Origin of the sequence: Borreliella lanei, from assembly GCF_014205895.1 — a bacterium.
In the GTDB taxonomy this organism is placed as follows: Bacteria; Spirochaetota; Spirochaetia; order Borreliales; family Borreliaceae; genus Borreliella; species Borreliella lanei.
On record NZ_JACHFC010000001.1, the window covers coordinates 33,420 to 60,237 of the forward strand.

The following is a 26,818-nucleotide window of genomic DNA, read 5'->3' on the forward strand; positions in this document are numbered from 1 at the left end:
ATATTTATATATTATAATACAATATATAAACATAGGGAATTTATGCAAAATAAAAAATTGATAATAGTTGAATCGCCAACAAAAGCCAAAACAATAAAAAAGTTTCTTGATGAATCATTTCTAGTAGAAGCATGCATTGGACATATAGTAGATCTACCAAACAATGCAAAAGAAATCCCCAAAGAATATAAAAAATACGAATGGGCAAATATTTCTATAGATTATAACAACGGATTCAATCCAATTTACATTATTCCCAGCAATAAAAAAGCAATTGTATCAAAACTAAAAAAATTAGTAAAAACAATAAATGAAATATATCTTGCAACCGACCAAGACAGAGAAGGAGAAACTATAGCATTTCACTTAAAAGAAATATTAAAAATTAAAAATTATAAACGGATGATATTTCATGAAATCACAGAAACCGCAATAACTGAATCACTAAAAAATACTAGAAATATAGACATGAACCTTGTTAATGCTGGAGAAGCTCGAAGAATATTAGACCGACTATATGGGTATACAATCTCTCCGCTACTTTGGAAAAAAGTAGCTTATGGACTTTCTGCTGGGCGAGTACAATCTGTTGGATTAAAATTATTAATAGAGAAAGAAAAAACTAGAATAAATTTCAAAAAGGCAAATTATTATTCAATTTTAATTCAATGCAAACACGAAAAAAAAGATTTGTTGCTTGAAACAAAATTAGAAGAAATTGACGGTAAAAACATAGCAGAGGGTAAAGACTTTATAAATGAAACTGGAAAACTTAAAAATAGCGCCAAAACTATAATAATAACCAAAGATTTAATGATCGAGCTTGAAAAAGAATTAAAAAATGGACAAAAAATTGAATTAATTTCAATAGAAACTAAAAAACTTAAAATATCTCCTCCAAAGCCATTTACTACCTCTACACTTCAACAAGAAATAAATAAGCGCCTTAAAATTGGAACAAAACAAATCATGCAACACGCTCAAAAACTTTACGAACACGGATACATTACCTATATGAGAACAGACTCTCACAATATTGCTAAAATTGCAAAAGAAAAAATAACAAAAATAATAAAAAATAAATATGGAAAAGACTATATAGAGGAAAAAGATAGAATTTATGAAAAAGAAAAAATGGCTCAAAATGCACATGAGGCAATAAGACCTTCTGAAATGTTTATTCCAAATGAAAATATAGAAATAGAAAGCAAAACTGCTAAAGAAATTTACAAAATAATATGGGATAGAGCCATCATTTCTGGAATGAAAGATGCAATAAAAGAAAATATAAAATTGACTTTTAAGTATAAAAACCTAATTTTCAGATCAAGTTTTACAAAAACAATTTTTGATGGATTTCTTAAACACACTAAAGAAAAAGATGAATATCTTAACATAAATTTTGACTTAATTAAAAAGGGAGATACATTTTCCATAGTTAAAATGAAAACAAGCGAGCACGAAACAAAGGCTCCATTTAGATACACAGAAGCGTCTCTTGTACAAAAAATGGAAAAAGAAGGAATAGGTCGTCCCTCGACCTATTCTACAATTATATCAACGCTTTTAGAAAGAGAATATGCATTCAAACTTAACAACACATTAATGCCAACTATAAAAGGAGCTGCTGTAATAAATCTTCTTGAAAAATATTTTCCAGTACTGATTGAACTAAATTTCACCTCTAATATGGAAGAAAAATTAGATAAAATAGCAATAGGAAAGCTAGATAAAATAAAATATCTAAGTAAATTTTATAATGGCAAAAAAGGACTAAAATATACAGTAATGCAACTAGAGCCCAAAATTGATTCCTCTGAATTTAGAACCGTTATTGAAAGTCAAAGCATAGAAAATAAAAATAATAACAGCATTAATTATACAATAAACATTGGTAAATATGGACCTTATTTGATATTTAAAGGTCATAATTACTCAATTAATACAAAAACTCCATTAGAAAATTTGTACAAAAAAGATGAAATAGAAAAAATAATAAATGAAAAAGAGTTAAAACCAAATATACTTGGGATTGATCCTTCAACAGGACTTAATGTAATCTTTAAAAATACAATTTATGGAAACATTGTTCAGCTTGGAGAAGACACTTATGCTCCTCAAGAATACACAAAAAAGGGAAAACCTAAAAAATTAAAAATAATAAAAGCAAAAAAAGCATCAACTAAAAAAATTGCCCCTGAAAGCATAACATTAGAACTTGCTTTAAAATTGCTCTCACTGCCAAAACCAATCGGCAAACATCCCCAAACTAATGAACAAATCATTGCTGCAACTGGTGTTTTTGGAGATTATATTAAAACCGAAAGCGGAAGTATTGCTTGCTCGCTAAAAAAAGATTTAAAAGCATATGACATAACACTAGACAAGGCCATCAGCTTACTCAACGAAAGAGCCAATAAAGTGGGCATAATCGTTAAAATGATCACATTTTCTAAAAACAAAATCGGCAACAAAATATATATTTACAAAAAAAACGAAAAATTTTATGCTAAAATTAAAAGAAAGAGGATTGATTTACCTGATAACATTAATCTTGACGAAATAAATGAGAAATATGTATTCAGCTTGTTATAAATATGAATGATTTCAAACTCCCAATTTATAAATACAAAGATGAATTAATTAAAGTACTAAAAAAACATAATGTTTTAATTGTCGAAAGTCCAACAGGTAGTGGAAAAACAACCCAACTACCAAGAATAATATATGAAGCAGGTTTTGCAAAATTAGGAAAAATTGGAGTAACCCAACCAAGAAGAATAGCTACAATATCAATAGCTGAATATATTGCCAAGCATATTGGCGTAAATGTTGGAGAAGAAGTTGGCTACAAAATAAGATTTGAAGAAATTACAAGCCCAAAAACCAAAATCAAACTAATGACTGACGGGGTGCTTCTGCAAGAGTTAAAAAAAGATACACTACTTTATGAATATGACATAATCATAATAGACGAAGCACACGAACGAAGTTTGAATATCGATTTTATATTGGGGCTTATTAAAGACATTTTAAGAAAAAGGGATGATTTTAAAATCATAATTTCATCTGCCACAATAAACACAAAAATATTTTCAAAATATTTTAATAATGCACCTGTTGTTAGTATTGAAACTATTACTTACCCAGTACAAATAATATACAATCCTCCTCTTTTAAATACATCAAAAGGAATGATATTAAAAATAAAAGAAATTGTCTTAAACGTAATAAAAGAAAAAAAAGCAGGAGATATTCTTATATTTTTATCTGGAGAGAAAGAAATAAAAGAAACTATAAAAGAATTACAAGAATTAAACTCAAAAAAAAATTTAATAATATTTCCTTTATACGGCAGAATGCCTAAAGAAGCTCAAGAGCAAATATTTATGACTACCCCTAAAAATAAAAGAAAAATAATAGTATCAACAAACATCGCAGAAACTTCAATCACAATTGAAAATATTAAAATAGTAATAGATAGCGGAAAAGTTAAAACAAACAAATTCCAAACAAAAACTCATACCTATTCGCTCCAAGAAGTTCCAATTTCAAAATCATCAGCAACTCAAAGAGCTGGTCGAGCAGGAAGACTTTCAAAAGGAACTTGCTATAGACTTTACAAAAGAGAAGATTATCAATTAAGAGAAGATTATCAAAAAGAAGAAATATATAGGACAGACTTATCTGAAGTAGTTCTGAGAATGGCAGATATTGGAATTAGAGATTTTACCCACTTTGACTTTATCTCAAAACCATCAATACATTCTATTCAAACTGCAAGCAAAATATTAAAATCTCTAGATGCTATAAACAATAAAAACGAACTTACAGAAATTGGAAAATATATGATATTATTCCCATTAATACCAGCACATTCAAGAGCATTAGTCGAAGCAATGATAAATCACCCACAAGCGATCTATCAAACCACAATAGGTCTATCATTTTTATCCACAAGTGGAATTTTTCTACTACCTCAAAATGAAGAAATGGAAGCCAGACAAGCCCACTTAAAATATAAAAATCCAATGGGAGATTTAATTGGATTTGTTAATATCTTTGAAGATTTTAAAAAAGCTCTAAATAAAGAAGCTTTCACAAAGGAAAATTATTTAGATCTACAAGGACTTGAAGAGATAGCAAATGTACAAATGCAACTTGAAAACATTGTTAGCAAATTAAATATACCAATAATACAAAAAGGTGTTTTTGACAACGAAGGATATTTAAAATCAATAATGAGAGGAATGAGGGATTATATTTGCTTTAAAACTTCAAAAAAGAAATATAAAACCATCAAGGCTCAAAACGTAATAATTCATCCCGGCTCACTTATTAGTACCGATTCTGTGAAATATTTCGTTGCAGGAGAAATTATAGAAACTACGAAAATGTATGCAAGATCTATTGGTGTCTTAAAAAAAGAATGGATTGATGATATCATCCTTAATGAAGAGTTTAAAAATAAAGACATATCTGGCAAAGAGAAACAAATAACAAATACCGTGCAGACAAAAATCATCAATGAAATTAAAATAGGAAAAAAAAATTTCAAAGCGGAATACAAAAATAACATTTATATAATAAAAATTAACCTAGAATCGCTAAAAGAAATGATTTTTAAAAACGAACTAAACAATCAAAATAATGAAGATTTGAAAAAAATTAAAATACAATTAATGCATAAAAATATAACAGTTTTTAACAACAAGAAATTTTTAGAAACTATAGAAATAGTCAAAAACATGGGAAAAGATTGGCATTGTATAAAAAAATATGAAACAAGGAATGTAAACATTGACGAACCCGAAAAAATGAAAAATCTTTTAGAATGTACAATGCAATTTATAAGCTCAACCCCTAAAAAAATTGCTCTTTTTTTATCATTGGAAACAGATTATTCTGGAAATTTTAGACTAAAGCCCAAACAAAATTTCATAATGGCAATAGAAGAATCTATGGAAAGCATAAAAAGCCTTATAGAAAACAAAGAATACATACAAAAACTACATTTTATAAAAAAATTAATAAATAAAGTTTACAAAAAATTAAATTACTTTTTTTAAAAACTAAACTTTGAAAGCTGTTATAATAGAAAAGATAACAATCAAATATTTCTCAAAATTAGCAGCAATACTAGCAATAATTTCAAATTATTTTCATTATTCTCAAAACAAAGTTTATAATAAATTATGGACTGGCTATCCTTTTTTTATGTTTTATTATTTTTAGTAATTTCTCCTTTTGAATTACAGAGTAATGATAATAAAGAAAATATAGAAAATTTAATAAAGCTACATATGCTTTATGATTTAACCAATAACCTGTCAAAAGAATTAGAAACAATAAATAAAATTAAAAATTTTGACTTAGAACAGTATTATCTGCTAATTACAAAATACTATCTAAAAATAAAAAAATATAAAGAAGCTAATAATTTTTTAAAAAAAATAAACCAAAAAAAAATCAAAAATCAAAAAATAAAAAATGAAATCATTTCGCTAAAATTAAGAATAAATGAAGATAATATTAATGAAGAAGAAATTAAAAAAATTTTAAATAACGAAAAAAATATAGATGTCAAAATAATTTATCAAATATTTAGTCTTATAAAATTTAAAAATGAAAAATTAGCAACCAAAATTAAAAACCTCATACTAAAAAACTATCCCAAAAGCATTTATTCTTATAAAATAAAAAGAAATGAATAAAAAAATATTAACACTGCTAGTATTGATTTTAAGCATTTCATCAGGACTAATGCTGTCCAAATCAATCACTAAAAAAGCCAAATACAAAATTATTAGGGATTATTTCATAAACAGCAATTATGTTCTAGTGAAAATTGAAAATAAAGATCTAAAATTTACCATATCAAAACCTATTTACGACAAAAAGCTAAATAATTACTTCTTTAAAGGCCAAACAACAAGCCATTTCTTAATTTCTAACAATGTTGACATTGCAATTAACACAAGTCCATACGAAGTTAAACAAAACATGTTTTTTCCAAAAGGACTATACATATATAATAAAAAAATGATTTCAAAACAAATAAATAACTACGGAGAGATTGTAATAAAACGCAATAAAATTATATTAAATCCCGAAGAAGACGAAATAGAAAGCTCTGATTATGGATTTAGCGGATTTTTTGTTTTAATCAAAAACGGAAAGTATAAAAAAAATTTCAAAGAAACAAAGCACCCAAGAACAATAATAGGAACTGATAAAAATAATAAGTATTTATTTCTTGTTACAATAGAAGGAAGAGGTGTAAATAATAGCAAAGGAGCTTCTCTTAATGAAGCTATTGATTTTGCATTAAGTTATGGCATGACTAACGCCATTAATCTAGATGGGGGGGGCTCAAGCACTCTTGTTGTAAAATCAAATAACGCTCCTTACAAATTAAACTTCACTGCAAACATCTTTGGACAGGAAAGATCTGTCCCATTTCATTTAGGAATAAAGCTTCCTTAATTGAAAAATCTCCAACCGATATTAAATCCAAGCATAATCTCAGTTGTTAACCCAGAAAAATTCTTATGATTAGAAAATGGTGAGATGGAAAGCATAAACAAAGGCCTAATATATAAACCATCAAGATCAGGAATAAAAAGATCAGCAGCAAGCCCCATGCTTAAAAAAAATAGATTGAAGTTATTAGAGCTCAAATCAAAAGCATATTTAAACCCAATTAATGGGAAAAGCATCCTAACCTGCTCTTTGAAAACCATTGGATATGTTCCATAAAGCCCAAGCGAGAAATATCTCCCATTGTGAGTAGCAACAAAAGCCTCTTTGTAAGACATTTCAAAAAGTACATAATTTGCATCAAAAAACAAATTTAAATTAATCCCATGATCTGCTCTAGTAAAGTTTGGAGCAAATTTAGTGGCGCCTGTTTTATCAGTATAATTAGTAAATTGATAAGAAAAACCTCCACCAAAAGAAAGTGGATAAGAAACAATCAAATTATTAGAAGAGATGAGAAATAAAATAAAAAAAAGATATTTCTTCATTAACAATCCTTAAAAATTCTAAAAAATACTATATTATTATAGTAACACACTAAAATAGTATATAAAAAATCAAGGAAATTATGAATACAAAAACATTATATTTAATACCCTTAATTCTTTTAGCTTGCAATAAAAATAACAAAATTCCTCTCATTCAAAAATTAAATTTGCCCAAAAGTAGTATTCTTGGCTTTAGCAATAAAATGGGCATAATAATAAAAGATTATGCCTTTCTTAGTAAAAGCACTAAGAAAAATAGCGAATTGGATTATGATTACGCAATTCTACTCAGAAAAGATGAAGTCGTAAAAATTGAAAAAACACTAGAAAAAACAGAGCGCTATGGAATTGAAGGAAATTGGATCCTAGTCAATTACAAAGGAACTAAAAGATACATCTTTAGCAAAGACATAAATATAGTCAACAATCTAATAATTGATCATTCTAAATAGCTTCACTACATAGCCGAACAAAAGTCCGGTCAATGTAATAAATTACTTATTTTTTTTCTTATGTCTATTTTTTCTTCTTTTTTTCTTCCTTTTATGGGTAGAAATTTTTTTTAATTTTCTTTTTCTTCCGCAAGGCACTCCCTAAATCTCCTTATCAACCTTAAAAATTAAATTCAAAATGTCATCTAAATCATCCTCTGGATGAAACCATAAAACATCAGAAATTTTGGCAAAAAAGGTCATTTGCCTTTTTGCATATAAAAACGAATTTTTGTTTATTAAACTTATTATATCATTTAAACCATAACAAGGTCTACTTTTCCATAATAAAAACTCATTATAACCTATCCCTTTAAAAGCCGGAGTATTTTCATTGTACCCCTTACTAAATAAACCTTTAATCTCGGAAAGTAATCCACTATTGAGCATTTCATTAATTCTTATTGATATTCTAGTTTTCAAATCCTCAAAAGACCTCTTAAGGCCTATAATCACAATATTTTTAAATTCGCTATTTTGTTTTTTTTGAAATTGACTAATAGGAATTCCTGTTTGATAGTAAACCTCAAGCGATCTTTTAATGCGATAAATATCATTCTTATTTAACATATTAAATCTGATGGGATCTACATTTTTCAATTCTTTTAAAAGATAAGATTTGCCCTTAAGTTCTAAAAGATTGTTTACATAAATTCTTATTTGAGAAGTAACCAAAGGCGTTGAAGGAAATCCATCCTTTAAATGATTAAAATAAAAAGCAGTACCTCCTACAAATATAGGAATTTTTTTTCTCTGTCTTATTTCTTTTACTATTTTTAAAGCTTGTTCGTAAAAAATTCCAAGAGTATACTCCTTTTCAGGATCTAAAAAATCCACTAAATGGTGCTTTATGTGTTTCATTAAATTTTTACTTGGTTTTGAAGAAGCTATATTGAACTCCTTATATACTTGAATAGAGTCAACATTAATAATTTCAGCTTTATTTCTTGGAAAATGAAACAAAATATTGCTTTTGCCCACAGCTGTAGGGCCAAAAATAAAAACTATTCTATCTTCCTTCAATTGAATAGCTAAATTTACCAGTCAAAATGTCATTAAAAGCTTGTCCTAATATTTTATCATCAAAAAGAGCATGTTCTGCTAAAGAAATATTGTCTATAATTTGCTCTGTGCGCATTATAGTCGCAACAACAAGTTCATAAAAATTTCCATCAAAATCTTGTATTTTTTTTAAAGGCACTTTAGTCATTTAATCTCCTTATAAACTAAACATATTAAATAAGTTTAGCTAATTTTTTTTAAGTTTCTTTTATCAATTTCATCTCTAATTAATTCAAAAACTTCATTTGAATTAATATTTGTAGAATCAATCACTAAATCGGTCTCCGAATAATAATCATCAATGTCTATATTATAAATAGCTAAATATCTTTTTTTATCATTTTCATCTCTACTAAAAGTACTGCTTAAAACATCAGAATACATGCCCCCCTCTCTAGTCATTATTCTTTCGGCTCTAACTTCCATTTTAGCATAAAGATATATTTTTAAATCAGCACTCTTAGAAATCCAAATAGCAAGACGAGAAGCAAGCACTGTATTATTTTTTTTAGAAAGCACAGACAATCTATTATCAAGATATCTATCCCAATAATAATCATCTCTTCCTATTATCTCTTTCTCATAAAACTCTGAAAAAGGAATATTATGCTCTCTTGCAATATCATGAAAAGTATAATTAATAAACTCAAGACCATAATGTTTGGCAATCATACCACTTACAGTAGTATTGCCACAACCACTCTTACCAGAAAGTGCTATTCTCATTCAACATTCCTTATTTGCTCTTTTATTTTTTCTAAATTTAATTTCATATTTAAAATCAAATTCTTAATATCAAGATCAACCGCCTTATTACTCATAGTTGTTATTTCCCTGTGCATTTCTTGAGAAATAAATTCAAGAACTTTACCACATATCTCATATTCAAGATTTTTATAAAAAGTCTCTATATGAGAATCTAAACGCATGATCTCTTCATTGATGTCTAGACGAATTGCCATTTTAGCTGCCTCTTCTGCAATACTTAAATCTCTAAAGTCATCCATTAATTTAGAGATATTTTCTTTAATGCTTGCAAATAATCTGACATTTATATCGCTGCAAGCATCTTTAACAATTTTAAGGTCTCGCTCTATTAGCACAAGGGTTGACACTATATCTGCCTTAGTATTTTCTCCTTCAAAACTTCGTCCATTATTATAATGAAATAAGGTTTCCTCTAAAACACCCTTAAACAACCCATAAATCTCTTCTTGATGCTCACTATCCTCATCAATTATCAAAGCTCCCTTTAATGATAAAAAATCGCCTAAACTTAGTTCGTTTTTAATATTAAGATTGGTATGTGCCAAAGAATCTCTAAGTCTAGAAATAGCCTCAATATAATTGGGATTAACTGTAAAATTCATACGAGGAACCAATTCTTTATATCCTACATTCAAAAAGACATTGCCTCTGCTAATGTATTTTGAAATCAAATTTCTTATATCAAGATCATAGCCAGAAAAAATTTCTGGTAACCTAAATTTAAATTCTAAAAACTTTCCATTATAAGATTTCAAATTAACACTAAACATATAGTTACCAATTATCTTTTCCAAATAAAAAAATCCCGTCATACTTTTCACTATAACACCCTTACAGAAAATTGTGTAAAATAAAATTATTTCCAGCGCCCATTGTAATAAACAAGTCTCCCGATATTAATAAACTTTTTATAAATTTAACAGAGTCTTTAAAATCTTTAAAAAAATAAGTGTTTTTATTTATTTTTTTAATATTTAAAAATAATTTAACGGAAAGTTCGTCTGGATTAAAATTTTCCCTATTTGAAAGATATATATTGTGCAAAATTAATATATCAGCAGCACTTAGAACTTCAACAAAATCATTAAAAAATTCTTTTGTTCTTGTAAAGGTATGGGGCATAAAATCCAAAATTATACGTTTATTCTTATAAAAATTTTTAATACCCAAAAGCGTATTTTTAATTTCCCTAGGATGATGAGCATAATCGTCCATGTAAATCACTCCATTTTCCTCTTTAACAACTTCAACCCTTCTTTTTATACCACTATAATTTCTTGCAATTCTCTTTACTGCTTCTTCAAAATCAAAAATTGATTTTCCATTACTTTCTAAAAAAAGATTTAAAGCCAAAAGAGCTGCTGAAAAATTTAATACATTATGAAATAAAACTGTCTTAAGCTTAACGTTTAACAAGCCTAAAAAAGAAAAACAAAAATATTCACTCTTAACTGCAATATTACTTATTTGAAAATTGGACAAATCTCTTGTTCCATAGCTGAAAATATTGATATCTTTTCTGTTGATTTGCCTTTTAATTTTAAGCAAATTATTATCATCAGAATTAATTATTAATATTCCATTTTTCTTTAAATTATTAATATACTGTAAAAAAGCGTCTTCAAGGGCTTCATAATTTTTAAAAAAATCAACATGCTCATAGTCAACATTGGTTAAAATAAGCATATTAGGACTAAAATTCAAAAAATGTTTTTTATACTCACAAGTCTCAACAATAAAAATATTACTAATACCTGCTATTGCAGAATTATCTTTAAAATCTTTAACACTTGATCCCACAATAACATTAGGATTCAATCCTAATTTGCTAAAAAGAACACCTAAAAACGCCGTAGTAGTGGTTTTTCCATGAGAGCCTGCAATTCCAATACTATAGTACTTTCTAGAAAGCTCACCTAGAACCTCAGGATAAGACAAAATAGGTATATTTAATTCTTTTGCCTCAAGTAAAACTTGCAAGTTATCCTTATCATAGGCTGAAGAATATACTATTAAATCAAAAGACCTATCAAGCCCTTTTAATGAAAACTCATAAATATTCTCATAATAAGATATTTTATTATTACTTAAAATTTCATCGGTATAAAATTTATCAGAAACATCTACCCCTTCTACACAATATCCTTTTGAATTTAAAAAACAAGCCAGAGAACAAACCCCACTTCCTTTTATTCCTACAAAAAAAATACTATTCAAATCGTCAAAATCAACCTTCATAGCTCTCTTCTAAATAATCTTTCTTGTCATAAAACTTATGTATAACTATATCAATAGATAATATATTAATTATTGTATACTTAAGTACGTTCGTAATAATATAGGTTCTAAGCATTTCTGTATTATTAAGCAAATTATTTCCAAGAGGAATATTTAAAAACAGTTTAAAAAGATAATTGTTCCCATCTTTTTTGATTTTAAGATCATAAACAATATAATTCCTATCATACTCAGAAACACAATGTTCAATAATTTGCCTTACAGCTCTCTTAGAAATAGACAAAACCCCTTCTTCATAAAAATGGGGCCTTACAACAGATCGAATATAATTTTTCTTCCTAGCAAAAAACCATCCGCTTTTAAAAAAAACTTTAATTGAGTTTAATAGCAAATTGGGTCTAATAGACGTTATTTCAAAAGCAGCTGCTGGTACAACATGCTCCCCCATTTGCCTTGAAATCCTTGCTTTTTCTATTTCCTGTCTGGTTGAAACATCTGTTATGTAAATAATCTTAAAAACATTTGGCAACAAAAGTCTTGAAATTATTTTATCTATCATTTTAAGGCTTGTTCCTAATATTAATATTTTATTAAATTCTTCTTTTGCAAGAACTTCAAGCATTTCACTGCAATGAGCATCATCTTCAAATACAGATCGCCTTACCGCTTTAAAAACATTATCTTCAAACTTAGCAGAACTTCCAGCAATAATTTTCATGTCTTTAATTAAAACACCATCATCAATGATTAAAGGTATTGAATATTTATCTGCTACCAAATGCGATCTAAAGCTCTTACCAGTTCCAGCAGATCCTACTAATGCATACACCCTAACTCTAACAAATTTATGCTTAATACTAGTTGCAAAGTTTTTAACCTTGCTTAATATTTTTTTTAAAAAAAAATTACTTGAAAAATTCTGAAAATTCATAGACATCAAAAATATCTTTTACTTGCTTTAAAAATTCTAAACTGGGCTTAGAGTAAAATTCATTCTTTTTAAAGAATGTCCCATTAAATTTTACCAAAAAAGCATGTAAAAAGTAATCGCTTTTTTTGAATTTATCATAGTATTTCTTGTCATTAATTAAGGGATGATTGTTAAAGGAACACTGAGCCCTTATTTGATGAGTAAAGCCTGTTTCAATAACAATCTCAGCAAGAGTAGCTCTTTTGGAAGATAATATTGGATTAACCTTTGTAATTGCATTAATAACCCCTTTATCCTCTAAAACAAAAGTTTTTCTTAACCTTTTATTTCTAAATAAATGATTTTTATAAATAACAGTTGACTTAACCTCACCTAAAAGTATTGCAAAATATTTTTTAATTATAGATCCATCACTAAATGCCGCACTTAACTTTCTTGCAGTATTTATATTTTTTGCAAAAATAATAATACCAGAAGTATTCCTGTCAAGCCTATGAACTGCCGAAGGCTTAAAGCTTAAGGATCTTAAATTTTGACTTAAAAGATAAGCATTCACTAAAAAATCAAGAGAATCTTTGCCTCCATGAACTAAAATGCCTCTTTGCTTATCCAAAACAAGTAAATCGCTATCTTCATAAATTATTCTTTTTCGAATATATTTAAAATCAATATTGCTTTTAAAGCATTCATCTGTGGCTAAGTTCAAACTTTGGGCTAAAGATTTATACAAATAAATTTTATCACCTTTGCAAACTCTACATGAAAAATCTGATTTTAGACCATTTAGCCTAATATCACCTTTTCTAATATGTTTTATTATCAGAGCTTTAGATAAATTTAAAATTTTAATTAAAATTGAATCTAGACGCTTGCCATTATCATTGGCAAGTACTTCTAAAAGAATATACTTATCCAAACGCAAAAAATATCCCTAACAAAACTTAGTATTTTTTTTACAAAAAAAATTAACTATTAAAAATGTAAATATAGAAACAAAAAATGCTGGAAAAACGGGGTGAAAAAACCAAATATTTAAACTAAAGAATAAAATGGCCAAATAAAACATTAAGCCTAAAAACATAGAAGCAAAAGCCGCTATTTTGCTTACAAAATTTAAATAAAGTCCAAAAAAAATAATAGGAAAAAATGAAACCTCCAAAGCTCCAAAAGCAAAAATATTAACGAAGAATAAAAAATTGGGAGGAAAGAGAGAAAATATAAGTATTATTAAAATAAAAAAAATATTAGAAATCATTATTACTCTTTCAATCTTTACATCTTCTTTTAAATCTTTTTTATAAATAAATATTGACTTTATTAAAACAGATGTCATTAAGAGCAAATTTGAATCTACTGTAGACATTATTGCAGATAAAAGACCCATAAAAAACATAAAACAATAAAAAGGACTTAAAACTTTTAAAGCTACATTTAAAACAACTTTATCATTTGGATTTAAATCTGGAAAAAGAATAATAGCAAAAAACCCTATTAAATGCATTAAAACAATTAAAAAGCTGATAATAAAAGTAGAAATGGGAAGAGACAATTTTATAGCATTCTCATCTTTAAATGCTATAAAATTGTTAATAATTTGAGGCTGCCCTAATATTCCTATTCCTATTAATATCCAAAAAGAAATTATATACTGTGGTTTTAAGTCAATATTTGAAGGAAGTAAAAGGCTTTTATCTAAGCTAGACGTTGCTGTTCTGAATAAATTATTAATACCCCCTCCCAAATCTAGCATCTTGGAAAATAAAATAACAGATGAAACTAGCATTAAAAATCCTTGAATCAAATCCGTATAAGCTACTGCCTTAAAGCCACCAAAAAACACATAAATAAAAACTAATAAGACAAAAAACAAAAGACCAATTACGTAATCAATACCCCAAAAAACCTCTATAAGCTTAGCACCACCTATTAATTGGGCAGAAATCAAAAACATTGAAAAAAAAATCAATACAAATCCACTCATTAACGCCAAAAAATCACTTTCATACCTATGTCTAATATAATCAATAATATTAATTGCATTAATTTTTTTTGATTCGCAATTTAATCTCTGACCAACAATAATAAAAACAATTAAAGTTGTAGGAATTTGTATGGTGGCTAATAATATAAAAGATAACCCATACTTATAAACAGCAGAAGGACCAGAAATAAAACTACTAGCACTAATATAGCTAGAAGAAAATAACAAAGCCATAACAATAAAATTAATATTTCGATTTGCAAGAAAATATTTATTTAATAACAAAAACCTACCTCTATTTCTTTTTTAAAAAAATCTAAAAATAAAAAAATGATCAATAATGTTTTAAGTTTTACTAATTACTAAAATAAAAAAACAAACCAAAATAAAATTTATACTGGGAAATAAAATTCCTGACCAAAAAAACCACAAAGGAATATTAAATATAGTAGCTGATGTGTCAATAAAATAAGCAAAACAAAACCACAATACAAACATAAAAATATACAATAATACAGCGTACAAAATCCTATTTCTCATTTAAAACAACCTTAACAAAAGGATATCAAAATTTATAAATTCAAATATAACGTATATCATATAATATATATTATATGAATAAAAATAAACATATATTAATTGGTATATGTGGGGGCATAGCTTCTTACAAGTCAGTTTACATAGTCTCTAGTTTAGTTAAATTAGGATACAGCGTTAAAGTTATAATGACAAAAAATGCAACCAAATTTATTACTCCATTAACTTTAGAAACCATTTCTAAGAACAAAATAATTACTAATTTATGGGATTTAGACCGCAATGAGGTTGAGCATATAAAAATTGCAAACTGGGCACATCTAATTCTTATTATTCCTGCTACCTACAATACAATATCTAAAATTGCATCAGGAATCGCTGATGATGCATTAACTACAATAATATCTGCAAGCACAGCACCTACTTATTTTGCAATAGCAATGAATAATATAATGTATTCAAACCCTATTTTAAAAGAAAATATAAAAAAGCTTAAAGCCTATAATTATAAATTCATTGAACCTGATAAAGGATTTTTGGCTTGCTCATCAAATGCTTTAGGGCGCCTTAAAAATGAAGATGAAATTATAAAAATAATATTGAATGAATTTAATCAAAAAGATTACCTAAAAAACAAAAAAATACTTATAACAGCATCCAGAACTGAAGAATTAATAGACCCAATTCGCTATTTTTCAAATACATCAACGGGAAAAATGGGGTTTTGTTTAGCACAAGAGGCTGTCAAACTAGGAGCTCAAGTTACAATTATTACAGGACCAACCAATGAAAATGAGCCTGAAGGGGTCAACATTATAAAAATAAAAACTGCAATGGAAATGTACAAAGAAGCTCTCAAAATATATAATAAATTTGAAATAATAATTGGAGCTGCAGCTGTTGCCGATTTTAAACCCAAACACATTTTCAATAGTAAAATTAAAAAAAATAAAACCAACGGATTGTATATAAAATTAGTAAAAAATCCCGACATAATCCAACACATAGGACACAATAAGCTTAAAAACCAAATTGTTATTGGATTTTGCGCTGAGAATTCTAAAAATTTAATTCAAAAAGCTAAAGAAAAATTAAAAAAGAAAAACTTGGACTTTATAATTGCAAATGAACTTAAATATTTTGGTTCAAACTTAAATAAAGTTTATATACTAAATAAACAAAGCGCAAAAGAACTGCCAGAAATGGAAAAATCAGAAGTAGCTAAAGAAATTTTAAAAATTTTATACTAATAATGCTTAATGGTTTTCAATAATCAATAATCTTTTAAAAGCATTTTAATATATTCGGAGTTCGTTTCACTTTTAATTTTTTTAAGCTTATCAGAAAGCAATAAGGATTTATTATAAACAGCTCCTTTTAATGCAAAATGCTTTAAATCAATATTTTTGCTGTCAATGATTTTAGAATAAAAATTATCAAAATTGCCCTTTTTACCAGCCAACATTGAAGCAATACCTTTTAAAACATTTGAAGGTCTATCAACATTTTCTTTATTAATAATTTCTAAAGAAATAGACAATGCTTTTAGAGAATCCTTATCCAAAAGGTAACTAAACATTGAGATTTTAAAATTATTGTCAATCTTAAAATCAAACATAATGTTTTTTATCTCAATATCCCCAAGATCCATATCAATTAAAGCCTTAGCAGAAGCCTCCCTGACTTTAAGAGATGGATCGCTTTTAAGCTTGTAAATCAAAATATCCTTTGCTGAGGAGTCCTTATGTCCTTTGATTGCATTAATAGCTTTAAATCTAATATTATCATCAGAATCTCTTAAAAATCCTTGTAAAATCTCTTTGGACTTTAAAGAAGGATCTTTAGATAAAGAAGCAATAATAGCTAATTTAACATTTAAATTATTGTTATTACTCTGAAGATACAAATCGGCATTTGCAGTTACTTTATCTGGAGCAAGATATGATAACGCTTCAATTGCAGCAGCCTTAATTGATGGACCCTCGTAATTATCCAAAGAAATTTCATAAATTCTATCCTGATAATCAGCAGCGGCCATTTTTCCAAGAGCAATAAGTATTTCTCTTCTAGCCCCATCATTCCCAGAATATTTTTCAAAAACTTCCATCATATTTTTAGAATATTCAAGAGACTTAAGCTCTCCTAAATAATAAGCCGCAATAGATACCACATTACCCTCTTTATTTTCAAGAATGTCAATAAGAGTTTTTTTTAATTTCTCTTTATCATCAAACTCCTTAAGATACGAAATTGCCAAGCCAAATAAAGCATTTGAATATCTCTTACTCTCATAATTTTCAAGAATATAATTTGCTGTATCAATACCTCCTGAATACTTAAGAGAAATAAACAATTCAAGTATTTCCTTTTTAATCTCAGCATTAAAAGTTTTCTCAAGTCTTTTTTTAAGAGAAAAATTATATTGACTATCACTTGATTTTTTAAGGGCTTTTATAATGCTTGTAACTTGACTATCAAGCCCATAAAGAATTGTATCGTTAACATACTTAACATCTAAACCAACATTAGAAAAATTCTCACCCTTAGAAGAATTTTCTCTCTCAATAAGCTTATTTTCTGTAATTTTGGGCAACAAAGGGGGGCTAGGAAGAGCTGGGGAGTTAACATTTTGAGCATACACATTAAAAATAAGTAAAAAAAATAAAAAATCAAAGTATTTCATAAAGCATCCCTCCTAATATACCTAAAAAGCTTATTTATTCCTAAAACAGAATAACAAATAAACAAAATAAAAATACTAACAATTCCAGCTGCAATTAAAAAATAAAGATTTTTAAAACTAAACCCCACATCCCACTGAAGCTTTTCAAAAAAGAGATAAATTGCATACAAAGGGAAAAGTGTAATAATTGACTTCAAAAGAACAAATAAAATTTCAATTAAATCAATTTTAACCCCACTTTTCAATATTATAAAATAAAAAACAATTACACAAATCATAAAAGAAATAGATTGGGCTAATGCTAAAGCATTCAACCCATAATAATTAATGCCAAAAACAGAAAGTGCAATATCAAGAACAGAAAATAAAACACTCAAATAAAATGGTGTTTTTGCATCACGAATAGAAAAATAATATTTTTGGAAAAAACTAAACATTGAATAAAAAAGTAAGCCCAAAAGAAAACATTTCAAAACACCCGCTGTTTTTTGAGTATCATAAATAGAAAACTTACCCCCCATAAGAAATAAATTTAAAATATAATCAGACCAAATAAACATTAAAAAAGATACTGGAATAAAAATTAACAATAAAATTTTAATTCCATCTACTAAAAGAGCATTTAATTTTATATTATTTCCCAAAACAGCATGCTCTGCCATTTTGGGAAAAATTACTGTTGCAATAGAAATATAAAAAATTCCTACAGGGAGCTGATAATAAACTACAGCATTACTAAGAATAGAAACACTTCCTATCTCAAGGGTAGATGCTAATGCAAATGAAATCTGCTGAGTAACAATTGAAATGGAAAATCCAAAAATCATACGAAGCCATCTGGTTAAAAAATTTAAAAATACTTTTTCTCTAAAATAAAATGCTGGTTTCCAGGCAAAACCAATCATAAGGCAATTTACAAATGGAATCAAAAATTGCAAAAATCCCCCAAAAATTACGCCAATAACAGCACTATATATCCCAAAACGGCCATAAAATAAGAATGTACTCAATATTATGCCAAAAGAAAGCATAATAGGCGAAAATGAAGGAATGAAAAAAATTTTATATGAATTTAGAACAGATACAAAGATTGATGATAGGCTTATTAATAAAATATATAATACCAAATAACTAAATACAGAACTTGCAAAAATTAAGTTTTCGCCCCTATAATAAGATATAAAATACATAATAGGCTTTGCAAAAATAATCATAACTAAAACAATTAACCCAATAGAAATAACGTTAAAGGTTATAACGGTTCTGAAAAAAGAAACAGCTTTTTCGTGCGATTTGTTTTTTTCATGTGTAAATTCAGGTAAAAAAGCCGAAGTCATCGCGCCCTCTGAAAGAATTTTGCGCAAATTATTAGGAATATTGAAAACATAGTTAAAAATATCAGCATCAAGATTTGCACCAAAATAATAAGAGAAAATCTTTATCTTTGCAAAGCCCATTATTCTTGAAAAAAAAGTGGAAATCATGACCAAAATTGTAGAAACAACATATTTATTCATCTAATTTTCCCTCTTCATACTTTTTTAAATATGCAGTTCTAAAGTTTAAAAAATTATCATTTAGAATTGCAGCTCTGATCTTTGAAATCAACCGAAACATATAGTGAATATTATGCTCACTTGCCAAAACTATTCCAAAAAGCTCTTTCGATTTTATCAAATGTCTTAAATATCCTCTTGAATACCTTGTACATAAAGTACAGACGCAATTTTTATCTACCGGAGAAGTATCATCCTTATACTCCTTTCTACCAATGCGCATAACCCCATTATCTGTCAAAAGAGACCCATGCCTAGCAATTCTTGCAGGATTAACGCAATCAAAAATATCAATTCCGTAATATATGGCATCAAGTATGTAATGAGGAGTGCCAATACCCATTACATACCTTGGTTTTTCTTTTGGTATCAACAAAGAGCTATATTCAAGAATTTCTAAATATTTTTCTCTTGGTTCTCCAACAGAAATGCCTCCGATGGCAATACCTGGACTGTCTAATTCCAATATATCATTGATGCTTCTCTTCCTTAAATCTTTAAAAAAATTCCCCTGAGCTATTAAAAATAAAAGCCCACCATATCCCTCTTTTCTGTTTTTATAAGATTTGAATGTACTGCGAGCCCAATTGGTTGTAATATTTGTATATAAGTTGGCTTCATTATAATCAATCCCGTAAGAACTACAAATATCAAGTGGCATAATAATATCGCTGCCAAAAATTTCTTGCATAGCAAACACTCCCTCAGGAGTAAAATAATGATACGATCCATCTAAATGAGATTTAAAATGCACACCTTTTAGATCAATTTTTCTAAGACCAGAAAGAGAAAATACCTGAAATCCGCCCGAATCAGTTAAAAAATTTTTATTCCAAGTTGTAAAATTATGAAGACCACCATATTTTTCAATAGTTTTAATGCCCGGCCTTAAATATAAATGATAAGTATTTGCAAGCATCAAATTACATTCCAACTTCTCAAGAACAGCATGTTTTAATCCTTTCATTGCCCCCAAAGTACCAACTGGCATAAAACAAGGGGTATCTACTCTGCCATGGGGAAGATTTAGAAATCCAATCCTTGCATTAGAATGTTTGTCATTTTTAATTACACTAAACATATAAACATCTCAAATAGTTATTATATATTATTTCCTAACAACCCTATAAACAAAAAAATTGATAATCAAAAAAAACACAGTTGTAAAAGAGCTTGCTATATATATATGCAAATAACCAAGATCCGCCAAAAAATTAAAAATTACAATAGAAATAACATAAACAACAGCAAAAGCAATGCTATTTAATAAGCTGAGTATAAAAATATTTTTTTTTAAAGCAAGAGCAATAAACCCAACAGTAAAGCTAAGAAGAATCAATCTAAATGAAAAGAATACCCTATTTAATAAATCAAACAATGCGTCAGAATAATTTAAACGTTCGGCTTTGAGAAAACTTATCCAATTAATAAGTTTAGTAAAATTCAATGCCTTTGATGATAGCATCACAGTTCTTATGTAATCAGGCGCTAGCTTAATAATCCCTGTCCCATCAAGAACATCGTAGGCATTCTCTTTAATTTTTTTACCAACCTTAACAAACTCTCTAATACCATAAAGCTTCCATTTATTATCTTTCCATTCAGCTTTATTTATATCGTACCTTGCTTGAAACTCATTCTCACTGTCTTTAATTATAATTATTAAGTTAGAAAAAGTATTCTCATCAATATCATAAGATTTAATATTATAAATTTCTCTAGCAAGATCTCTGATTATTATAGTTTTATCCCTAGATCCACTATTACCAATGCTATTCTTAATAAGAATATCTCTTCTTGCTACAGTATCTATTACCAAATAATTATCAAAAAAGAAAAGAACAACTGAAATAAATACACTAATCAAAATGATTGGTCTTAATATTCTGGCAAGTGAAACTCCACAACTAAAAAGACCTATTATTTCATTTCTCATAGAAAGATTACCAATAAGGTTAGAAATGGCAAAAAGAAAAGATAAAGCCACTCCATCTGAGAACGCTTTTGGCAAATACAAATAATAAATATAAAGAATATCCTTAAAGGCAATATTCTTTTCAAGATAATTGAGAAGATTAACAAATAAATCCCCAAGCATAATTAAAATCATGAAAAGTAAGTTCATGGATAGAAAAGTCAGAATGATGCTTTTTACAAAAAGCTTATCTATTTTCATTTTTTTAACAATCTCAAAAAGAGAATTGCTCCTGCAACAATTAAAATTAAATTGGGCAAAATAGTAACAATAATAGGATTTGGTGCATACTGCACAGTATAAACTTTTCCACCAATAAACATTACCCAATAAAAAACACAAACAATAATTGAAATTACAAGCTCAAGAATAATGGAATATTTCCTATTAGAATACATTCCCATTGAAAAAGCCAAAAAAATAAAAAATAGAACTGAAAGTGGTAAACTAATTTTTTGATAAAATTCAAGATTAAACAAAGCCAAATTTTGCTTCATGCTTTTATCTTGATAAGGTTTAAAATTTAAACTTAAATTATACATATAGTTTAAATTTTCAAACACATAAGATTCATCCATATAATAGTTTTGATTATATAAATAATTTAAATAAAGATTTGAAAAATTTAAACTTAAAAAGTCTCCTTCTAAATTATTTTTTATATTTGAATCTGCAATTAAATTATTTTGCTTTTTAATTAATTTTATAACATCCCTCATACTCATTTGGGAAGGAGTTACATAATTTAATAAAAAACTATCACTAAATGTAACCTGATCGATTGAATATTTCATCTTATCTGCATAAAAATAATCATAAAATCCACTCTCACTGTCTGTTAAAGCAATAGATAGAACATCATTTAAAATAAAATACACTTGAAAATTTTCTTTTTTAATATCAAGATTTTTTGCCATAAATATTCTATCAAAACCCTTAAGCCTAGTATTATCAAAAAAAGTTACATTTTTATAACCATTTTCCGATTTCTCACCAGAAACAAAAATTAAATCTCCATACTGTTTGCTTGAATAAGGCTTTAATACTAAATGGGGGACTTCTTCTTTTATTTCATTAAAAATTTTTAACCTACCAATAGATCCAAGTGGAAGCAAAATATCATTAGATATGAAAGATACAAAAACAACAACTACTCCCAATTTAAAAAATGGAAAAAGTAAATCAAAAATTGATATGCCAATTGAACGAAAAGCTAAAATTTCATTGTGAAGCTTGAATTTATGAATAGTAAGAATTACTGAAATCAAAGAAGCAAAAGGTGGAGAAAGCGCAATAACCATAGGAAGAGAATATATAATAAAAATAAAAGCCTTAAAAAAGGGAACATAATTTTGAAGAAGTATTCTCATAAAGAATAAAATTTGATTTATAAAAAATACGAAAAAGAAAAATAAAAACGTAATTAAAAAATATTTAAAAAATTCAGTAATTATGTAAGACTCATAACTGTTTTTTAATATTTTCATCTACAAAAACCAAACCGTTATTAAGAGTGCCAAGTATGACATAATTTTTAAATTTAGAAACTTTTATTAAATTCAAATTAAGAAGTCCATTATTGGGTCCAAAATAATCCCAATTGCCATTTTCAGAATCATAAATCAATAATCCATGATCAAAGGTTGCAAACAACAACTTGTTATCTTTAATCTCCATATCCATAAAATAATTAACATCAATATTATTGGCAATAACATGCTTTTTATAGCTATTTTTATTTAAATTTAATTCAAAAAGACCCCCGCCATATGTTCCAACAAAATAACTATCTTTATATTCTTTTATAAAATTAATATTTTTTTCATTATCATTTTTGCTAAAAAAATCCAAATGTTTGATCTTTTTCAAATTATCGACATTAATACTATAAATAGCCTTGTCAACTGTTCCAACTAATAATAAATTTTTTAAACTATCAAAGCAGAGTGAAGAAATTTTATTAGATCCAAGCGGTATATTTTTCCAATTTTTTAAATCATAAAACCATAACCCAGAATTTAGAGTACCAACAAATATTCCATTTTTAACACCAAGCAAAACTTGTACATTACTAAAATCAGCATTACCAGGAACATTTATTTGCTTTAAATCTCCATCAACATCATCTATATAATAAACAACATTTTTACCACCAATGTAAATTGTTCCATTATAATCTGCAAAACCCCTAATGCCATTTAAAAAAATGCTTTTTTTATCCTTAAGATAGACTCTACAATCATTTTTTTTAATATTATATCTTAAAAGCCCCCCCAATATATTAGTTACAAATATATTATCATTAAAGACAAATGTATCAAAAACGCTATTGTCAAGAAACCCCAAAGACTCTAAGTTTAAATGACTTACTCCAAGCTTATTGCTTAAAAAGTCATAAATTTCTTTATCATAACCTGAGATAGAAAATTCATTAATCTCTTTAAATACAGAAATTGCATCTGATTTTTCTTTAACAAGATATTTTAATTCAGCTGATCTTAAACTAGCATGAGAATATTTATAGTCTTTTAAAAATAGATCAAAATTATATTCGGAAAGATCATAAAAACCATTCTCATAATTTACATATCCAAAAAACAAATTCGCCTTAGCTAGTAATTCCCTACTGTGCTGATTTTCATTAGCCACTATTTTATTTAAATAATAATTTGTCAAGCCAATATTTTTTTTAGCATAACTCTCTCTAGCTTTTTTAAAATAAAAATTATTTTCTTTTAAAAAAGCATCACTAAGGAAAAAAGATTCATTATCTTTTAATCCTATCAAATAGTCTCTTTTAAATTTGCTATCAAGAACGACATTATTATCATCAATAATGACTGCTTCTTTTTTCTTCCCTACAATATCACTAATATGAGAATCTTGAATAGATCTATTTGTAGTAAAGCAAGAAAAAAACAAGACAAAACATATAAGACAACCTTTAAATAAATTATTCAAAACAAATTTCATATTATTTTACTAATCTTTATCTCTAACAATTTCAAGATCAATTTTGCCAAATTTGTCTATATCAATTATTCTAACTTTAATTCGCTGACCTTCTTCTAATTTTGGAGGTCGAACTAACCCCGCATTGCCTCTTATATTATCTCCACCGCCACCAAATCTAGAATATCTATTAACATTATTCCCAAATCTTCCAGAACCATACTTACTGTCCCTAGGTTTCAAACGAGTACTTAAAAATCCTTCCTTTGCAGGAGTAAGTTCAATAAAAGCCCCAAAGCTATTAATCTTTTTAACAGTTCCTTCATAAATTTCGCCTACCTTTGGTTCTCTTACAATACTCTCTATTCTTTCTTTAGCCTTTTGCATCTTAAAATCATCATCCCCGAAAAGAATGATTTTTCCATTCTGCTCAATTTGAACCTTAACTTCAAATTCATCTGTTATAGCCTTAACGGTTTTTCCAGTAGATCCTATCACAAGAGATATCTTGTCAATGTCAATTTGAAGTTGAACAATTTTGGGAGCATACTTAGATATACCAACTCTTGAATCCGAAATTACAGTATTCATAATAGATAATATATGTATTCTACCTATTCTTGCCTGCTCAAGAGCATCCCTCATTAAATCTTTGGTAACATTTTCAATCTTAATATCCATTTGAAATCCAGTAATTCCATTTTTTGTACCAGCCACTTTAAAGTCCATATCACCTAAATGATCCTCTTCTCCAAGAATATCACTTAAAACTACATATTTATCCCCTTCGCTAATAAGCCCCATAGCTATCCCTGCAACTTGCCCTTTAACAGGAACTCCTGCTGACATTAAAGACATGCTCCCAGCACAAACAGTAGCCATTGAAGAAGATCCATTAGATTCTAAAACCTCAGAAACTACTCTAATAGTATAAGGAAAATCATTTTTTCCAGGAACCATTGATTCTAAAGCTCTTTGAGCTAAATGGCCATGACCAATCTCGCGCCTGCCGGTCATAAGTCTACCAGTCTCGCCAACTGAAAATGGAGGAAAATTGTAATGGAGCATAAAATTAAGGCGCTTATCGCCATCAATATCATCCATTATTTGCTCGTCAATGCTTGTACCAAGAGTAGTTACTGCTAAAGCTTGTGTCTCTCCCCTTGTAAAAAGTGCAGATCCATGCGTTCTACTTAAAATATCAACTTCTGCAATAATATCTCTTATCTCATTAGGAGTTCTGCCATCTGTTCTAATATTGTCGTTAAGAATAGAATTTCTAACAATTTCCTTCTCAAAATCATCAAAAGCTTTCTGAAAAAGAGACTCATTACTATCGGTCAATTTCTCAAGAGAAGAAAAATGCTCATGAGATTTATTTCGCAGCAAAGTTATAGCTTTATCTCTATTAAGCTTTCCCTTAACAAAACAAGCTTCTTTAAGGTCAGCATAAACAAAATCCCTAAGCTCCTCTTTAAATTCAAATATTTTTTCTTCAAAAGCTAAAGGAAGTTTTTCCTTCTTACCTACAATATCTAAAAATTCTTTTTGAGCATTGCAAATTTGTTTAATATATTCATGCGCACCGTCTATTGCTGAGAGCAAAATATCCTCACTAACCTCATTAGCACCACCTTCTACCATAGTAATTCCATTTAAACTTCCGGCAACAACAATATCAAGATCAGAATCATGAATCTCTTCAAATGAAGGGTTTACTATATACTTACCATTCAAATAAACCATTCTAACAGCTGCAATTGGACCATTAAAGGGAATATCTGACAAAAAAACTGCCGTAAAAGCAGCATTCATTCCAACAATATCAGGGGGATTGAGTTGATCTGTAGCTAAAGTCGTAGGAATTACTTGAATTTCTCGACCAAATCTTTTATCAAAAAGAGGTCTCATTGGCCTATCTATTAGCCTGGAAACAAGTATTTCTTTATCTTTTGGCTTTCCTTCTCTTTTGATAAATCCTCCTGGAATTTTACCAGCTGCATAATATTTTTCATTATACTCAACAGAAAGCGGGACAAAATCTAAATCTTCTCTCACATTACTCGAACAACAAACAGTTGCAAGAACCGAAGATCCTCCATAAGTTGCAAGAACCGATCCATTAGCCTGCTTAGCCATAAATCCAGTCTCAAACACTAACTCGTCTCTACCTATTTTCAACTTTAATATTTTCCTCAAAATTCAACCTCTTTTTATTTTCTAAGACCAAGTTTAGATATCAACATCCTATAAGCTTCTAAATCTTTTTTCTGGTAATATCGCAATAAACTTCGCCTTTGTCCTACCAACTTTAATAAGCCTCTTTTTGAACTGTGATCTTTTTTATTTATCTTTAAATGTTCAGTTAAATACTTTATTCTACCTGTAATAAGTGCAATCTGAACCCCAACAGAACCAGTATCGCTTTCATTTTTTCCAAATTCAGAAACTATTTTTTGCTTTTGCTTTTTATCTATCATAAAGCAACTCCTATACCATTATAGCAAAGCTCTAACAAACCTATTGCCATAATTTAAACTTACTATGATAAATTATAATATTTTTTCTTAAAAATAACAAAAGCAATTTATCCTTTTTAGGTTATTTTTAATAATA

Annotated in this window: 24 protein-coding genes; 6 read left to right on the forward strand and 18 right to left on the reverse strand. The window is 27.7% G+C overall.

The genetic code is table 11. From position 1 onward, the window contains the following. Positions 1-42: 42 nt before the first annotated feature. The 4 genes from topA to HNQ06_RS00120 all read left to right on the forward strand — a co-directional run bounded on the left by topA (position 43) and on the right by HNQ06_RS00120 (position 6,486). The gene (gene topA / locus HNQ06_RS00105) at positions 43-2,595 is read left to right on the forward strand and encodes a type I DNA topoisomerase (protein WP_184106751.1); all 2,553 of its coding nucleotides are present in this window, start codon (positions 43-45) and stop codon (positions 2,593-2,595) included. Between the two features lie 2 nt (positions 2,596-2,597). Further along, positions 2,598-5,069: an ATP-dependent RNA helicase gene (locus tag HNQ06_RS00110; RefSeq protein WP_184106753.1), complete on the forward strand. Its 2,472-nt coding sequence runs from the start codon at positions 2,598-2,600 to the stop codon at positions 5,067-5,069. 126 nt (positions 5,070-5,195) lie between these two features. Continuing rightward, positions 5,196-5,714 (forward strand): hypothetical protein, encoded by a 519-nt coding sequence (locus HNQ06_RS00115; RefSeq protein WP_184106754.1) that lies wholly within the window; start codon positions 5,196-5,198, stop codon positions 5,712-5,714. Then, positions 5,707-6,486: a phosphodiester glycosidase family protein gene (locus HNQ06_RS00120; protein WP_221415454.1), complete on the forward strand. Its 780-nt coding sequence runs from the start codon at positions 5,707-5,709 to the stop codon at positions 6,484-6,486. Before HNQ06_RS00115 ends, HNQ06_RS00120 begins: the two co-directional genes overlap by 8 nt. Here the strand turns inward: HNQ06_RS00120 and HNQ06_RS00125 are convergent. After that, positions 6,483-7,028, reverse strand: a complete 546-nt coding sequence (locus HNQ06_RS00125) for a hypothetical protein (protein ID WP_184106756.1) — start codon at positions 7,026-7,028, stop codon at positions 6,483-6,485. The two genes, HNQ06_RS00120 and HNQ06_RS00125, sit on opposite strands and share 4 nt — an antisense overlap. 80 nt (positions 7,029-7,108) lie before the next feature. Between HNQ06_RS00125 and HNQ06_RS00130 the strand changes: the two genes are divergently transcribed. Next, the gene (locus HNQ06_RS00130) at positions 7,109-7,480 is read left to right on the forward strand and encodes a hypothetical protein (protein ID WP_184106758.1); all 372 of its coding nucleotides are present in this window, start codon (positions 7,109-7,111) and stop codon (positions 7,478-7,480) included. Positions 7,481-7,621: 141 nt separating this feature from the next. Here HNQ06_RS00130 and miaA read toward each other — a convergent pair whose 3' ends face one another. Genes miaA through HNQ06_RS00175 form a run of 9 tightly spaced genes read right to left on the reverse strand, consistent with a single transcriptional unit; the run spans position 7,622 to position 15,039 of the window. Then, positions 7,622-8,542 carry a tRNA (adenosine(37)-N6)-dimethylallyltransferase MiaA gene (miaA, locus tag HNQ06_RS00135; RefSeq protein ID WP_184106760.1) on the reverse strand — a complete coding sequence of 307 codons (921 nt, stop codon included), beginning with the start codon at positions 8,540-8,542 and terminating at the stop codon, positions 7,622-7,624. Continuing rightward, positions 8,529-8,729, reverse strand: coding sequence for a DNA-directed RNA polymerase subunit omega (locus HNQ06_RS00140; RefSeq protein ID WP_075552456.1), 201 nt, complete (start codon positions 8,727-8,729; stop codon positions 8,529-8,531). Before HNQ06_RS00140 ends, miaA begins: the two co-directional genes overlap by 14 nt. A gap of 35 nt (positions 8,730-8,764) precedes the next feature. Then, positions 8,765-9,307, reverse strand: coding sequence for a (d)CMP kinase (gene cmk, locus HNQ06_RS00145; protein WP_184106762.1), 543 nt, complete (start codon positions 9,305-9,307; stop codon positions 8,765-8,767). After that, positions 9,304-10,170: a YicC/YloC family endoribonuclease gene (locus HNQ06_RS00150; RefSeq protein ID WP_184106764.1), complete on the reverse strand. Its 867-nt coding sequence runs from the start codon at positions 10,168-10,170 to the stop codon at positions 9,304-9,306. Before HNQ06_RS00150 ends, cmk begins: the two co-directional genes overlap by 4 nt. Before the next feature lie 10 nt (positions 10,171-10,180). Next, the gene (murC, locus tag HNQ06_RS00155; protein WP_184106765.1) at positions 10,181-11,587 is read right to left on the reverse strand and encodes a UDP-N-acetylmuramate--L-alanine ligase; all 1,407 of its coding nucleotides are present in this window, start codon (positions 11,585-11,587) and stop codon (positions 10,181-10,183) included. Beyond that, a complete protein-coding gene (locus HNQ06_RS00160; protein ID WP_184106767.1) occupies positions 11,577-12,524 on the reverse strand; it encodes a hypothetical protein in 948 nt (315 codons plus the stop codon). Before HNQ06_RS00160 ends, murC begins: the two co-directional genes overlap by 11 nt. After that, entirely contained in the window at positions 12,493-13,440 is a 948-nt protein-coding gene (locus HNQ06_RS00165; RefSeq protein WP_184106769.1) for a pseudouridine synthase family protein, read from the reverse strand. Before HNQ06_RS00165 ends, HNQ06_RS00160 begins: the two co-directional genes overlap by 32 nt. 9 nt (positions 13,441-13,449) lie before the next feature. After that, positions 13,450-14,784, reverse strand: a complete 1,335-nt coding sequence (gene panF / locus HNQ06_RS00170) for a sodium/pantothenate symporter (RefSeq protein ID WP_184106771.1) — start codon at positions 14,782-14,784, stop codon at positions 13,450-13,452. Positions 14,785-14,844: 60 nt separating this feature from the next. Next, positions 14,845-15,039 carry a DUF997 family protein gene (locus tag HNQ06_RS00175; RefSeq protein ID WP_184106773.1) on the reverse strand — a complete coding sequence of 65 codons (195 nt, stop codon included), beginning with the start codon at positions 15,037-15,039 and terminating at the stop codon, positions 14,845-14,847. A 74-nt stretch (positions 15,040-15,113) separates the two neighbouring features. Between HNQ06_RS00175 and coaBC the strand changes: the two genes are divergently transcribed. After that, positions 15,114-16,286 (forward strand): bifunctional phosphopantothenoylcysteine decarboxylase/phosphopantothenate--cysteine ligase CoaBC, encoded by a 1,173-nt coding sequence (gene coaBC, locus HNQ06_RS00180; protein ID WP_184106775.1) that lies wholly within the window; start codon positions 15,114-15,116, stop codon positions 16,284-16,286. Between the two features lie 23 nt (positions 16,287-16,309). On the opposite strand, the gene HNQ06_RS00185 is transcribed toward coaBC, so the two are convergent. The 8 genes from HNQ06_RS00185 to rpsO are packed head-to-tail and all read right to left on the reverse strand — an operon-like array spanning position 16,310 to position 26,682. Continuing rightward, entirely contained in the window at positions 16,310-17,719 is a 1,410-nt protein-coding gene (locus tag HNQ06_RS00185) for a HEAT repeat domain-containing protein (RefSeq protein WP_184106777.1), read from the reverse strand. Beyond that, complete coding sequence (murJ, locus tag HNQ06_RS00190; RefSeq protein WP_184106779.1) at positions 17,716-19,236, reverse strand: murein biosynthesis integral membrane protein MurJ; 1,521 nt, start codon at positions 19,234-19,236, stop codon at positions 17,716-17,718. Before murJ ends, HNQ06_RS00185 begins: the two co-directional genes overlap by 4 nt. Continuing rightward, entirely contained in the window at positions 19,229-20,356 is a 1,128-nt protein-coding gene (gene tgt, locus HNQ06_RS00195; protein ID WP_184106781.1) for a tRNA guanosine(34) transglycosylase Tgt, read from the reverse strand. Before tgt ends, murJ begins: the two co-directional genes overlap by 8 nt. Before the next feature lie 27 nt (positions 20,357-20,383). After that, positions 20,384-21,451: an LptF/LptG family permease gene (locus HNQ06_RS00200; RefSeq protein WP_184106783.1), complete on the reverse strand. Its 1,068-nt coding sequence runs from the start codon at positions 21,449-21,451 to the stop codon at positions 20,384-20,386. Then, positions 21,448-22,737 (reverse strand): LptF/LptG family permease, encoded by a 1,290-nt coding sequence (locus HNQ06_RS00205; protein WP_184106786.1) that lies wholly within the window; start codon positions 22,735-22,737, stop codon positions 21,448-21,450. Before HNQ06_RS00205 ends, HNQ06_RS00200 begins: the two co-directional genes overlap by 4 nt. After that, the gene (locus tag HNQ06_RS00210) at positions 22,712-24,223 is read right to left on the reverse strand and encodes a ligand-binding sensor domain-containing protein (protein ID WP_184106788.1); all 1,512 of its coding nucleotides are present in this window, start codon (positions 24,221-24,223) and stop codon (positions 22,712-22,714) included. The genes HNQ06_RS00205 and HNQ06_RS00210 overlap by 26 nt, the downstream gene beginning before the upstream one ends. 9 nt (positions 24,224-24,232) lie before the next feature. Continuing rightward, entirely contained in the window at positions 24,233-26,401 is a 2,169-nt protein-coding gene (gene pnp, locus HNQ06_RS00215; protein WP_184106790.1) for a polyribonucleotide nucleotidyltransferase, read from the reverse strand. A 14-nt stretch (positions 26,402-26,415) separates the two neighbouring features. Then, positions 26,416-26,682 (reverse strand): 30S ribosomal protein S15, encoded by a 267-nt coding sequence (rpsO, locus tag HNQ06_RS00220; protein WP_002557393.1) that lies wholly within the window; start codon positions 26,680-26,682, stop codon positions 26,416-26,418. Between the last annotated feature and the right edge of the window lie 136 nt (positions 26,683-26,818).

Excerpts from the sequence above, each read along its gene's own strand:
- topA (WP_184106751.1), top strand. The coding sequence starts at position 43 with ATGCAAAATAAAAAATTGATAATAGTTGAATCGCCAACAAAAGCCAAA.
- HNQ06_RS00110 (WP_184106753.1), top strand. The coding sequence starts at position 2,598 with ATGAATGATTTCAAACTCCCAATTTATAAATACAAAGATGAATTAATT.
- HNQ06_RS00115 (WP_184106754.1), top strand. The coding sequence starts at position 5,196 with ATGGACTGGCTATCCTTTTTTTATGTTTTATTATTTTTAGTAATTTCT.
- HNQ06_RS00120 (WP_221415454.1), top strand. The coding sequence starts at position 5,707 with ATGAATAAAAAAATATTAACACTGCTAGTATTGATTTTAAGCATTTCA.
- HNQ06_RS00125 (WP_184106756.1), bottom strand. The coding sequence starts at position 7,028 with ATGAAGAAATATCTTTTTTTTATTTTATTTCTCATCTCTTCTAATAAT.
- HNQ06_RS00130 (WP_184106758.1), top strand. The coding sequence starts at position 7,109 with ATGAATACAAAAACATTATATTTAATACCCTTAATTCTTTTAGCTTGC.
- HNQ06_RS00140 (WP_075552456.1), bottom strand. The coding sequence starts at position 8,729 with ATGACTAAAGTGCCTTTAAAAAAAATACAAGATTTTGATGGAAATTTT.
- cmk (WP_184106762.1), bottom strand. The coding sequence starts at position 9,307 with ATGAGAATAGCACTTTCTGGTAAGAGTGGTTGTGGCAATACTACTGTA.
- murC (WP_184106765.1), bottom strand. The coding sequence starts at position 11,587 with ATGAAGGTTGATTTTGACGATTTGAATAGTATTTTTTTTGTAGGAATA.
- HNQ06_RS00160 (WP_184106767.1), bottom strand. The coding sequence starts at position 12,524 with ATGTCTATGAATTTTCAGAATTTTTCAAGTAATTTTTTTTTAAAAAAA.
- HNQ06_RS00175 (WP_184106773.1), bottom strand. The coding sequence starts at position 15,039 with ATGAGAAATAGGATTTTGTACGCTGTATTATTGTATATTTTTATGTTT.
- coaBC (WP_184106775.1), top strand. The coding sequence starts at position 15,114 with ATGAATAAAAATAAACATATATTAATTGGTATATGTGGGGGCATAGCT.
- HNQ06_RS00185 (WP_184106777.1), bottom strand. The coding sequence starts at position 17,719 with ATGAAATACTTTGATTTTTTATTTTTTTTACTTATTTTTAATGTGTAT.
- murJ (WP_184106779.1), bottom strand. The coding sequence starts at position 19,236 with ATGAATAAATATGTTGTTTCTACAATTTTGGTCATGATTTCCACTTTT.
- tgt (WP_184106781.1), bottom strand. The coding sequence starts at position 20,356 with ATGTTTAGTGTAATTAAAAATGACAAACATTCTAATGCAAGGATTGGA.
- HNQ06_RS00200 (WP_184106783.1), bottom strand. The coding sequence starts at position 21,451 with ATGAAAATAGATAAGCTTTTTGTAAAAAGCATCATTCTGACTTTTCTA.
- HNQ06_RS00205 (WP_184106786.1), bottom strand. The coding sequence starts at position 22,737 with ATGAAAATATTAAAAAACAGTTATGAGTCTTACATAATTACTGAATTT.
- HNQ06_RS00210 (WP_184106788.1), bottom strand. The coding sequence starts at position 24,223 with ATGAAATTTGTTTTGAATAATTTATTTAAAGGTTGTCTTATATGTTTT.
- rpsO (WP_002557393.1), bottom strand. The coding sequence starts at position 26,682 with ATGATAGATAAAAAGCAAAAGCAAAAAATAGTTTCTGAATTTGGAAAA.